The sequence below is a fragment of the Erwinia sp. V90_4 genome (assembly GCF_029967685.1).
Lineage (GTDB): Bacteria > Pseudomonadota > Gammaproteobacteria > Enterobacterales > Enterobacteriaceae > Erwinia > Erwinia aphidicola.
Genome location: NZ_JASCAQ010000066.1, coordinates 123577 through 134120, shown reverse-complemented (window position 1 = coordinate 134120; position 10544 = coordinate 123577). Strand labels below are relative to the sequence as shown.

The 10544-nt window shown below is 54.4% G+C and carries 14 protein-coding genes; 1 reads left to right on the top strand and 13 read right to left on the bottom strand.

Features of this window, described 5'->3' with window-relative positions; genetic code table 11:
• The 9 genes from QLG07_RS21580 to fkpA form a co-directional block, all read right to left on the bottom strand.
• Window positions 1–274 (bottom strand): GTP-binding protein (locus QLG07_RS21580; protein WP_261161228.1); only part of this gene is annotated, 274 nt, incomplete at its 3' end.
• Window positions 275–342: 68 nt separating this feature from the next.
• A complete protein-coding gene (gene fusA / locus QLG07_RS21575) occupies window positions 343–2457 on the bottom strand; it encodes an elongation factor G (protein ID WP_048917641.1) in 2115 nt (704 codons plus the stop codon).
• 93 nt (window positions 2458–2550) lie between these two features.
• A complete protein-coding gene (gene rpsG, locus QLG07_RS21570; protein WP_004160604.1) occupies window positions 2551–3021 on the bottom strand; it encodes a 30S ribosomal protein S7 in 471 nt (156 codons plus the stop codon).
• A 96-nt stretch (window positions 3022–3117) separates the two neighbouring features.
• Window positions 3118–3492: a 30S ribosomal protein S12 gene (rpsL, locus tag QLG07_RS21565; protein ID WP_003852912.1), complete on the bottom strand. Its 375-nt coding sequence runs from the start codon at window positions 3490–3492 to the stop codon at window positions 3118–3120.
• Between the two features lie 126 nt (window positions 3493–3618).
• Window positions 3619–3906 (bottom strand): sulfurtransferase complex subunit TusB, encoded by a 288-nt coding sequence (tusB, locus tag QLG07_RS21560; RefSeq protein ID WP_282470144.1) that lies wholly within the window; start codon window positions 3904–3906, stop codon window positions 3619–3621.
• 7 nt (window positions 3907–3913) lie between these two features.
• A complete protein-coding gene (gene tusC / locus QLG07_RS21555; protein WP_048917643.1) occupies window positions 3914–4273 on the bottom strand; it encodes a sulfurtransferase complex subunit TusC in 360 nt (119 codons plus the stop codon).
• Complete coding sequence (gene tusD, locus QLG07_RS21550) at window positions 4273–4659, bottom strand: sulfurtransferase complex subunit TusD (protein ID WP_048917644.1); 387 nt, start codon at window positions 4657–4659, stop codon at window positions 4273–4275. Before tusD ends, tusC begins: the two co-directional genes overlap by 1 nt.
• A complete protein-coding gene (locus QLG07_RS21545; RefSeq protein WP_048917645.1) occupies window positions 4659–5381 on the bottom strand; it encodes a transcriptional regulator in 723 nt (240 codons plus the stop codon). The genes tusD and QLG07_RS21545 overlap by 1 nt, the downstream gene beginning before the upstream one ends.
• A 204-nt stretch (window positions 5382–5585) precedes the next feature.
• Window positions 5586–6419: an FKBP-type peptidyl-prolyl cis-trans isomerase gene (fkpA, locus tag QLG07_RS21540; protein WP_048917646.1), complete on the bottom strand. Its 834-nt coding sequence runs from the start codon at window positions 6417–6419 to the stop codon at window positions 5586–5588.
• A 290-nt stretch (window positions 6420–6709) separates the two neighbouring features.
• Here fkpA and QLG07_RS21535 point away from each other — a divergent pair, with 290 nt between their 5' ends.
• The gene (locus QLG07_RS21535) at window positions 6710–6928 is read left to right on the top strand and encodes a protein SlyX (RefSeq protein WP_048917647.1); all 219 of its coding nucleotides are present in this window, start codon (window positions 6710–6712) and stop codon (window positions 6926–6928) included.
• Window positions 6929–7077: 149 nt separating this feature from the next.
• Here the strand turns inward: QLG07_RS21535 and slyD are convergent, their stop codons facing one another.
• The 4 genes from slyD to kefG all read right to left on the bottom strand — a co-directional run bounded on the left by slyD (window position 7078) and on the right by kefG (window position 10429).
• Entirely contained in the window at window positions 7078–7626 is a 549-nt protein-coding gene (gene slyD / locus QLG07_RS21530; RefSeq protein WP_048917648.1) for a peptidylprolyl isomerase, read from the bottom strand.
• A gap of 139 nt (window positions 7627–7765) precedes the next feature.
• Window positions 7766–7966, bottom strand: a complete 201-nt coding sequence (locus QLG07_RS21525; protein WP_166643205.1) for a YheV family putative zinc ribbon protein — start codon at window positions 7964–7966, stop codon at window positions 7766–7768.
• Window positions 7967–8071: 105 nt separating this feature from the next.
• On the bottom strand, window positions 8072–9877 hold the full coding sequence (gene kefB / locus QLG07_RS21520) for a glutathione-regulated potassium-efflux system protein KefB (protein WP_048917649.1): 1806 nt from the start codon (window positions 9875–9877) through the stop codon (window positions 8072–8074).
• The gene (gene kefG / locus QLG07_RS21515) at window positions 9878–10429 is read right to left on the bottom strand and encodes a glutathione-regulated potassium-efflux system ancillary protein KefG (RefSeq protein ID WP_048917650.1); all 552 of its coding nucleotides are present in this window, start codon (window positions 10427–10429) and stop codon (window positions 9878–9880) included.
• Window positions 10430–10544: the final 115 nt, after the last annotated feature.

Below are 10544 nucleotides of genomic sequence, written 5' to 3'. Positions count from 1 at the left end.
TGTTTTTCACATAGTCGGCGTGGCCTGGGCAGTCAACGTGCGCGTAGTGGCGAGTTGGGGTGTCATATTCAACGTGAGAAGTGTTGATGGTGATACCACGTGCTTTTTCTTCTGGCGCGTTATCGATCTGGTCGAACGCACGAGCAGAACCGCCGTAGGTTTTAGCCAGAACGGTGGTGATAGCAGCAGTCAGGGTAGTTTTACCGTGGTCAACGTGGCCGATAGTACCAACGTTGACGTGCGGTTTGGAACGTTCAAATTTCTCTTTAGACACGACGATATTCCTTACTTTAATGCTCTCACCCTTTGGTGAGAGCATAGGATCAATATTTAAACTGTAGCTTATTTGCTACGAGCTTCAATTACGGCCTGAGCGACGTTGTTCGGCGCATCATCATACTTCAGGAACTCCATGGAGTACGAAGCACGGCCTTTCGTCAGAGAACGCAACTGAGTCGCGTATCCGAACATTTCAGACAGCGGAACCTCAGCGTGAATCTGAACGCCAGTAGCGTTAGATTCTTGTCCTTTGAGCATACCACGACGACGGCTAAGGTCACCGATAACGTCACCGGTATTCTCTTCAGGAGTCTCTACTTCAACCTTCATGATTGGTTCAAGCAGTACCGGCGTTGCTTTCTTAAAGCCGTCTTTGAACGCAATAGAAGCCGCCAGTTTAAACGCCAGTTCTGAGGAGTCAACATCATGGTATGAACCAAAGTGCAGACGAACGCCCAGATCTACTACAGGGTAACCAGCCAGTGGGCCTGATTTCAGCTGTTCCTGAATGCCTTTGTCAACCGCAGGGATGTATTCACCAGGAATCACACCGCCTTTAATATCGTTGACGAATTCGTAACCTTTAGGGTTAACGCCCGGCTCCAGTGGGTACATGTCGATAACAACATGACCGTACTGACCACGACCACCAGACTGCTTGGCGTGTTTACCTTCGATATCGGTAACTTTCGCACGAATCGCTTCGCGGTAAGCAACCTGAGGTTTACCGACGTTGGCTTCAACGTTGAATTCACGCTTCATGCGGTCAACGATGATGTCCAGGTGCAGCTCACCCATACCAGCGATGATAGTCTGGTTAGTTTCTTCGTCAGTCCATACGCGGAATGACGGGTCCTCTTTAGCCAGACGACCCAGAGCCAGACCCATTTTTTCCTGGTCAGCTTTGGTTTTCGGCTCTACAGCGATGGAGATTACCGGCTCAGGGAATTCCATACGCTCCAGAATGATGACGTTGTCCGGGTCACACAGGGTGTCACCAGTGGTCACGTCTTTCAGACCGATCGCTGCGGCGATATCGCCTGCACGAACTTCTTTGATCTCTTCACGCTTGTTGGCGTGCATCTGTACGATACGGCCCAGACGCTCACGAGCAGATTTAACCGGGTTGAACACGGTATCACCTGAGTTTACTACACCAGAGTAAACGCGGAAGAAGGTCAGGTTACCCACGAATGGGTCGGTAGCAATTTTGAACGCCAGAGCAGCAAACGGCTCTTTGTCGTCTGAGTGACGAACAGCTGGAGTGTCTTTACCATCGTCCAACATACCGTTAATCGCGGTAACGTCGGTCGGTGCTGGCAGATACTCAACAACCGCATCCAGCATCGCCTGAACACCTTTGTTCTTAAATGCAGAACCACAGGTAACCAGGATGATTTCGCTGTTCAGAACGCGCTTACGCAGAGAAGTTTTGATCTCTTCTTCAGTCAGCTCTTCGCCGCCAAAGAACTTCTCCATCAGCTCATCAGAGCCTTCAGCTGCGGCTTCAACCAGCTTGCCACGCCATTCTTCGGCCAGTTCCTGCATATCAGCTGGAATATCTTCGTATTCGAAGGTGACGCCCTGATCGGCTTCGTTCCAGTTGATCGCTTTCATTTTCACCAGGTCAACAACACCGGTGAATTTCTCTTCTGCGCCGATAGCCAGCTGCAATGGCACCGGGTTTGCACCCAGGCGCTTTTCCATCTGGTCAACAACTTTCAGGAAGTTTGCACCCATGCGGTCCATTTTGTTAACGAACGCAATGCGTGGAACTTTGTATTTGTTAGCCTGACGCCATACGGTCTCAGACTGCGGCTGAACGCCACCAACTGCACAGTAAACCATTACCGCGCCATCAAGCACACGCATAGAACGCTCAACTTCGATGGTGAAGTCAACGTGTCCTGGGGTGTCGATGATGTTTACGTGGTGTGGTTCAAACTGCTTAGCCATACCAGACCAGTAACAGGTGGTCGCAGCGGAAGTGATGGTAATACCACGTTCCTGTTCCTGCTCCATCCAGTCCATGGTTGCTGCGCCGTCATGTACTTCACCGATTTTGTGGTTTACACCGGTGTAGAACAGAACACGTTCGGTAGTTGTAGTCTTACCGGCGTCGATGTGCGCACTGATACCGATGTTACGGTAGCGTTCAATGGGTGTTTTACGAGCCATTTGATTCCTCTGATTCTTAGACGTTCTAAGTTAAAAAAGCCCAGCAGGTAAGTCACTGGGACGCCCGCTGGGTTTATAACAACTACAGAGCTGTTACCAGCGGTAGTGAGCGAACGCCTTGTTGGCTTCGGCCATACGGTGAACGTCTTCACGTTTCTTAACTGCAGTACCTTTGTTTTCTGCAGCATCAGAAAGTTCGTTCGCCAGGCGCAGAGCCATAGATTTATCACCGCGTTTACGAGCAGCTTCTACGATCCAACGCATTGCCAGAGCATTACGACGAACCGGACGGACTTCAACTGGTACCTGATAAGTAGAACCACCAACGCGACGGGATTTAACTTCCACGGTTGGGCGGACGTTGTCCAGGGCTACTTCAAATGCTTCCAGCTCGTTTTTACCAGAACGCTGAGCCAGGGTCTCCAGCGCGTTATAAACGATAGTTTCAGCAGTAGATTTTTTACCATCTACCATCAGGATATTTACAAATTTGGCCAGCAATTCTGATCCGAACTTAGGATCTGGCAGGATTTTACGCTGACCAATGACGCGACGACGTGGCATGGAAATACTCCGTTGTTAATTCAGGATTGTCCAAAACTCTACGAGTTTATTATGACATTTAAGATAAAACGTTTGGCCTTACTTAACGGAGAACCATTAAGCCTTTGGCTTCTTCACGCCGTACTTGGAGCGAGCCTGCTTACGGTCTTTAACACCTGAGCAGTCCAGCGCGCCACGAACGGTGTGGTAACGCACACCTGGCAAGTCTTTTACACGACCGCCACGGATCAGGATCACGGAGTGTTCCTGCAGGTTATGACCTTCACCGCCGATGTAGGAGGTAACTTCAAAACCGTTGGTTAAACGAACACGACATACTTTACGCAGTGCGGAGTTCGGTTTTTTAGGGGTAGTAGTGTATACACGAGTACATACACCACGTTTCTGCGGGCAGGCTTCCAGCGCAGGCACGTTGCTCTTTGCAACTTTGCGTACGCGTGGTTTGCGAACCAGCTGGTTAACTGTTGCCATTAAATAGCTCCTGGGATTTAGCTTTTGCTTCGTAAACACGTAATAAATCGCCTCGCGGAATCACGAGGCCGCAGAATTTTAAGGCTGAGACCAAAAGGTGTCAAGAAATAACCAGGATTACTACTGTCACCAGGTCATTTGCTGCGGGTTCTTTACAACCAGCGCAACGAAGTCAGTATAGCCTACCGCCGTCACATTGGTTGAAATTTGAGCAGATAAGCCACGCGCCTCGACATCTTCCTGCAGCACGTAGAGTGAGATGGGGGCATTAAGCAAGGCTTCAAGGGCAGGGCTGCCTTCCAGAGCCGCAATCACCCCATCCTGAAGTAGCAGCACATCATCGCCGTCAGCCAGCAGGCGCAGCAACGCAGCGACATCGCAGCGAAAAGGTGAAGTCATCAGGGTATGCAGCATGGTTTCCTCAGAAGGTAATCACCCGGTCGTAGTTATCCAGGGTCTGACGCAGGTCAGCAGGCGTTAAAATCTCAGCAGGCAGCACGCGGGCCGCGTCGGCAGCAATGCCTCGTTCTGCTAACGCCGCAGCGCACAGATAGCAGCGCTCGACGTCATACATCGGCAGCACGCCAAAGGTCGCGATATAGTTGCGCGCCAGAATCTGCTGCGGCTGCTGGCCCGCGGTGAGCTGTAGTACGCCATCGCTGACAAAGAACAGCGCGATATCCTCGCTGAGTGCCGACGTCGCCAGCACAGCATCCAGCCCTTCCCGCCCGGCACTGCTGCCATGGGGCGCCTGAGTAAACACGAAAGCGATACGATTCATCAGAACTGCACCATGCGGTCACAGCTAAGGGCGGCTTCCGCCAGTGCACCCAACCCGCTGAGTTGAAAACCTGTGGCGAGATTCGCCACAGGCAGGCCAAGGCTGGCGGCTTCGTGCTCATCGGCCACGCCACGGCGCAGCGCTGCCGCCACACAGATATTCAGCGCCACGCCGTGCTCTGTGTGCAGCTGCTGCCAGTGACGGGTCAGATCGGTTTCATCGCTGGCCGGGGCATTCAGCAGGCTGGCATTCAGCACCCCTTCACGATAGAAAAACACGCTTTCCAGTTCATGGCCCTGCGCCAGCAGCTCGCGGGCAAACAGCCAGGCGCTACTGGCCTGCTGTGTGCCATAGGCCGGGCCGGTCACCATCAGGCAGAAACGCATTACTTATCCTGGCCGTGGAAATCGCCATTTTTGAACTGGCGAATGTAAAGATAGACCGTGTGCTTGGAGATATTCAGGCGATCCGCCACCTGGTTAATCGCATCTTTGATATCAAAGATGCCTTTCTCATACAGATTGAGCACGATTTGGCGATTCTTGGCGTTGTTGGACACATTGCGATCGGCGCTGACTTCTTCAATCGAGAATTCCAGCGTCTGCATCACCAGGTCTTCCACCGAGGAGGCGAAATTGACTGAGGAGGCCACTTCCTGCGTTTCAGGCGGCATGAAAGTCGCCATAATCTGCGAGAACGGCACATCAAGGTTCATATTGATGCACAGCAGGCCGATCACCCGCTGTTCGCGATTGCGGATAGCAATGGTCACCGACTTCATCAGCACGCCGCTTTTGGCACGGGTAAAGTAGGCTTTCGAGACATTACTGTCAGCACCCGTCATATCGTGCAGCATGCGCAGCGCGAGATCGGTGATTGGCGAGCCTATTTTGCGCCCGGTATGTTCACCGTTGGCAATACGCACCGCCGAGCACTTCAGGTCTTCCAGCGAGTGCAGCACGATCTCGCAGTGCGAACCGATAAGCATCGCCAGGCCATCAACAACAGCTTCGTAAGATTTGAGAATTTCGAAATCCCCGGCGGTGAATGGGTGCTGTTCAAGCAGCTCCAAATCCGCGACGTCACCGGAGAACAGTGAATTAGACATTGACGACACCACCCTTTGACCAGAGCCTGTCACACGGCGCAAGGGCAGACTCATTCTTATTAAATGCGCGCCGGATAGTCTAGCAAATATGGGAAAGGCGTGTCCCAACCTTTGTCGTGAAATGCAATCTAACGCAAAAAGCAGGGGAATAGCTGTGCAGGTGGGGGAAACAAAACCGCCACCCGAAGGTGGCGGTGGCAGGCATTACTGCTTAGCTTTGGCATCACCAGCGGCTGGTGCAGCCGGGGCTGGTGCGGCATCGGCTTTCGCCGCCGCTTTGATGTCCAGCAGCTCAACGTCGAATACCAGCGTGGAGTTAGCCGGAATACCCGGAACGCCATTTTTGCCGTAAGCCAGGTTCGGTGGGATCACCAGCTTAATTTTGCCGCCTTTCTTCACGTGCTTCAGGCCTTCAGTCCAGCCAGGGATGACACCATCCAGACGGAATGACAGCGGCTCGCCGCGGGTGTAAGAGTTATCGAACTCGGTGCCGTCGATCAGCGTCCCTTTGTAGTTCACTACAACGGTATCGCTGTCAGTCGGCGCGCTGCCGGTTCCTTCTTTCTCTACCTGGTAGAGCAGACCGGATTCGGTTTTCTTCACGCCTTTCTCTTTAGCGAATTTAGCCGCGTAAGCGTCACCTTTGCTGGCGTTTTCTGTCGCATCTTTTTCCATCTTCGCCTGAGCGGCACCCTTCACACGGCCTTCGAAGGACTGCAGCGTCTGCTCGATCTCCTGGTCAGAGAGTTTGCTCTTACCAGCAAACGCATCCTGAACGCCGGCGATCAGCTGAGTTTTATCCAGGGTGATGCCCAGTTTTTCCTGTTCCTTCAGGGAGTTCTCCATGTAGCGGCCCAAAGATGCACCCAGCGCATATGCAGACTGCTGGTCGTCATTTTTGAAGGCGGCATTTTTAGGAGCCTGCTGCGGTGCTGCTGCTGGCTTAGCCTGAGCGGCGTCGGCAGCCATTGCCAGCGGGGCATTCAGCGCAACGGCCATCGTGGTAGCTAACAATGTGACTTTAAACAGTGATTTCATCCATTTCTCCAAAACCGAAGCATCTCACCTCGGGAATCGTTTGCAGGCCTGCGGCCTGAAATATAACTGGGGGCGAGCTGAAAAAATAGTCTCGCCATGACAAAGTGAAGTTAACTTCCGACCACGTGTTCGCCCGAAAGTTTCACCACAGGAATGGAGTCAGTTAAAAGACTTTTCAACCTCTGGCGGCTAATTTACGCCGTTTCGCCTACTTCTGCCCGCATTTTACCGTTAGAATCGGGCAATTCGCCAGGAGTGGGCCTGGCCCGGTAGTAACAAGAGGAAACAGAATGCAACAATCACTGCTGGAGCAGCGGCTGGAGATGCTGGAGAGCAAACTGGCGTTTCAGGAAATGACCATTGATGAGCTGAACCATACGGTGGTACAGCACGAACTGGAGATGGCGCGCGTGCGTGAACAGATGCGCCTGCTGACCGACAAACTTAAGGCTGCCGCGCCGTCATTAATGGCCGATCAGTCCGAAGAAACCCCGCCTCCGCACTACTGATCCCCGGTCGAGGTATGCCTCGACCCGACATGCCCGACTCGCTGTCGCTTAACCCGCAGCAACCGTAAAAAACAAAAAGGCCACCCGCAGGTGGCCTCTGACTCGTAGGGGGGCGACCTTTTTTCCGGTCGCCCCTGCACGGTTATCGATCAGTGGCTGCAGCCGCAACCGCCAGTACCACAACCGCCCTGACCGTGGTCATGGCCGTGATCGTGGTCATGGTGATGACCGTCTTCGCCGTGAACGTGGCCGTGGGCCAGCTCTTCTTCGGTCGCAGCACGGATCGCCACAACTTCAACATTGAAGTTCAGGTTCTGGCCAGCCAGCATGTGGTTACCATCAACCACGACGTGGTCGCCGTCTACTTCCGTGATTTCAACCGGTACCGGGCCCTGATCGGTTTCTGCCAGGAAGCGCATGCCAACCTGCAGTTCGTCAACGCCCATAAATACGTCTTTCGGTACGCGCTGCACCAGGTTCTCATCGTATTCGCCGTAGGCATCGTTTGATGCGATATTCACATCAAACTTGTCGCCAGCTTCACGATTTTCCAGCGCCTTCTCCAGCCCGGAAATCAGGGAACCATGACCGTGCAGGTAGTCCAGCGGTGCGCTCACCGGGGATTCATCAACCAACACACCATCTTCTGTACGGACCTGGTATGCCAGGCTGACCACGAGGTCTTTTGCTACTTTCATGATTACTCCTAACCGTTGAGAGCGTTGAGCCCTTAATTCGCTGGCTGTTTTACCAACGCTAAGGGCTCTAAGTGGCGCCGATTGTATCGAATTTCAACCCGGCTGTACTGTACAGCTTAAAAAAAGCTGTGCAATTACGCTACTCGGGATGAAAAATTCCGATCACCTGCTCATTGCTGCGCACCTGTTCGCGCGCCTTTTTGTCGGCTTCACGCATCTGATGACCGCATTTCACACACTCGACCACATCGATATTATTTTCCCGCCACAGGGCGAGCGTGTCGCGAGCCTGGCATTTCGGGCAGGTCGCGCCAGCGATAAAACGTTTACGCATCATGATCACCATTAAATTCCGCAGGAGCTGCCGTTACATTTCGGTCAGCCCATTGTGCCGGAAGCAGGGCGACCGGAAAAAAAGTCGCCCCCAACGGGCAGATTGATTGCATTAATCTGCCTCATCCCAGCCGTCGTACTGCCGCTTCTCGTGCTGCATTTCAGCCTGGAAGATATCTTCCAGCTCGCGCCGCGCCTCTTTCACTCTGGAGATCTGCTGGCTGTCGCTGTGATTCGGCATCAGCTCACGCAGCATGCGCATATCCAGACGGCGGAAGTGCTGCTGCGCGCGGAACGCCTGATGCGGGTGCATCCCCAGCGTCATCAAGGTTTTGCGCCCCAGCTCCAGCGCACTGCTGAAGGTTTCACGGGAAAACTGCGAGACGCCAGCCTGCAGCAGCTCGTGCGCCTCAACGCGGCCCCGGGCGCGCGCCAGAATTTGCAGATGCGGGAAATGGTGCTGGCAGAGGTGAACAATCTCCATCGCATCTTCCGGGCCGTTACAGGTTATCACGATCGACTGCGCGGTTTCTGCTCCGGCGGCACGCAATAGCTCCAGTTCGGTAGCATCACCGTAATACACCTTGTAACCATATTTGCGCATCAGGCTGACCGCACTGATATCGCGTTCCAGCACCGTAATGCGCTTTTGGTTAGCCATCAGCAGGCGCGCCACTACCTGACCGAATCGACCAAAGCCGACCACGATCACCTGCGGTTTATCATCTTCAACAAACGGCTTCTCGGCGGAGTCATCCACTTCATTGAAGCGGCGTTCAAGGATTTTATCCACGCCCTGCATCAGCAGCGGCGTGGTCATCATCGACAGCGTCACCGTCACCAGCAGCAGCGGCATCTGATCCCCGCTAAACAGCTTCGCAGAAGAAGCGGCAGAGAACAGCACGAAGGCAAACTCACCGCCCTGGCTAAGCACCGTGGAGAACTGCAGCCGTTCGGAGCTGCGCAGGCCGTAGATGCGCGACAGCAGATACAGCACCGCCACCTTCACCGCGACCAGAATCACCACTCCGGCGAGGATCTCAACAATATGGGTATAGAGCACGCCGAGGTTAAGCGCCATGCCGACCGAAATAAAGAACAGCCCCAGCAGCAAGCCTTTAAACGGATCAATCGCGATTTCCAGCTCGTGGCGATATTCACTTTCCGCCAGCAGGATACCGGCAATAAAGGTACCGAGCGCCATCGACAGCCCGAGCGCATCCATAAACAGTGCCGAGCCAAGCACCAGCAGCAGCGCCGCGGCGGTAAACACTTCGCGCACGCCGGAAGCGGCAATAAAGCGGAAAATCGGCCGCAGCAGATAGCGCCCGCCGATCAGCATGCCGCCAAAGGCCAGCACCTTCATGCCCACCTTCATCCAGTCGGTATGACCGCTGTCGCCGCCGGCCAGTAACGGCACCAGCGCCAGCGCCGGGATCACCGCCAGGTCCTGGAACAGCAGCACCGAGAAGCCGAGCTGCCCGGATTCATTGTGGTTCATGCCTTTATCGCGCATCAGCTGTAAGGCCATCGCGGTGGATGACATCGCCAGCCCGATGCCGCCGATAGCGGCCGCCTGCCAGGAGAAGTCGGTCAGCAGCAGCAGGCCGCCGAGCACCGCGGCGCTCAGGATCACCTGCGCCGCACCGACGCCAAATATTGAGCGCCGCAGCTCCCACAGTTTCGACGGTTTCAGCTCCAGCCCGATGATAAACATCAGGAACACCACGCCGAGCTCGGAGAAGTGCAGGATCTCGTCTACGTCGCTGATAAAGCCCAGTCCCCAGGGACCAATGGCAATCCCCGCGAGCAGATACCCCAACACCGCACCGATGCCAAGACGGGCCGCAATCGGCACCGCAATCACCGCCGCAAACAGGTAAACAACACCGGCGGTCAGGAGGCTTTGTCCTTCCATCTAAACTCCTCCATGGGGCAGCGGATTGGCCAGCCAGTCGCCATAGGCGCGGGCATAATTGTTCATCACGTCGGCAGACTGGCGGCGCGCCCAGTAGATAATCATCGGCGTCAGCCAGTGCATGCTGCACATCTGCGCCGTCAGTTCGAACGGGCGCATAATGTCCGACATCGGATAACGGTTCAGCCCCTCCTGATGGTAGGCGGCCTCCGGTTCACCGGTGGTGATCACGCTGCGCCAGTATTTTCCTTCCAGCACGTTACCGCCCACGCCGCTGGCAAAGCCGCGCGACAGCACGCGATCCAGCCACTCTTTCAGCAGCGCCGGGCAGCTATAAGTGTAAAGCGGGTGCTGGAAAACAATGATTTGATGTTCGCGCAGCAGCTGTTGCTCGTGGTGAATATCGATAAAAAAATCCGGATAGTGTGCATACAGGTCGTGGACCGTCACATTGTCCAGATTTCTGGCCGGCTGAAGCAAAACGCGATTGGCAATCGAATCCTGAGACTCCGGGTGGGCGTACAACAGCAGGACTTTAGGCGGCTGCGACATCATTCCCCTCCAAATCGTCGTCATGGCGGGTGATTTCCGCTACCATGCTCGACGCAACGGAACTGTTTGATTCCGAAAACTGATTATGATGGCTTAATTTAACATACTCTGAACT

Coding starts and splice junctions, on each gene's coding strand:
- fkpA (WP_048917646.1), bottom strand. CDS start 6,419: ATGAAATCACTGTTTAAAGTCACATTGTTAGCTACCACGATGGCCGTT.
- fusA (WP_048917641.1), bottom strand. CDS start 2,457: ATGGCTCGTAAAACACCCATTGAACGCTACCGTAACATCGGTATCAGT.
- tusD (WP_048917644.1), bottom strand. CDS start 4,659: ATGCGTTTCTGCCTGATGGTGACCGGCCCGGCCTATGGCACACAGCAG.
- tusB (WP_282470144.1), bottom strand. CDS start 3,906: ATGCTGCATACCCTGATGACTTCACCTTTTCGCTGCGATGTCGCTGCG.
- rpsL (WP_003852912.1), bottom strand. CDS start 3,492: ATGGCAACAGTTAACCAGCTGGTTCGCAAACCACGCGTACGCAAAGTT.
- tusC (WP_048917643.1), bottom strand. CDS start 4,273: ATGAATCGTATCGCTTTCGTGTTTACTCAGGCGCCCCATGGCAGCAGT.
- kefG (WP_048917650.1), bottom strand. CDS start 10,429: ATGTCGCAGCCGCCTAAAGTCCTGCTGTTGTACGCCCACCCGGAGTCT.
- QLG07_RS21535 (WP_048917647.1), top strand. CDS start 6,710: ATGCAACAATCACTGCTGGAGCAGCGGCTGGAGATGCTGGAGAGCAAA.
- kefB (WP_048917649.1), bottom strand. CDS start 9,877: ATGGAAGGACAAAGCCTCCTGACCGCCGGTGTTGTTTACCTGTTTGCG.
- QLG07_RS21545 (WP_048917645.1), bottom strand. CDS start 5,381: ATGTCTAATTCACTGTTCTCCGGTGACGTCGCGGATTTGGAGCTGCTT.
- rpsG (WP_004160604.1), bottom strand. CDS start 3,021: ATGCCACGTCGTCGCGTCATTGGTCAGCGTAAAATCCTGCCAGATCCT.
- slyD (WP_048917648.1), bottom strand. CDS start 7,626: ATGAAAGTAGCAAAAGACCTCGTGGTCAGCCTGGCATACCAGGTCCGT.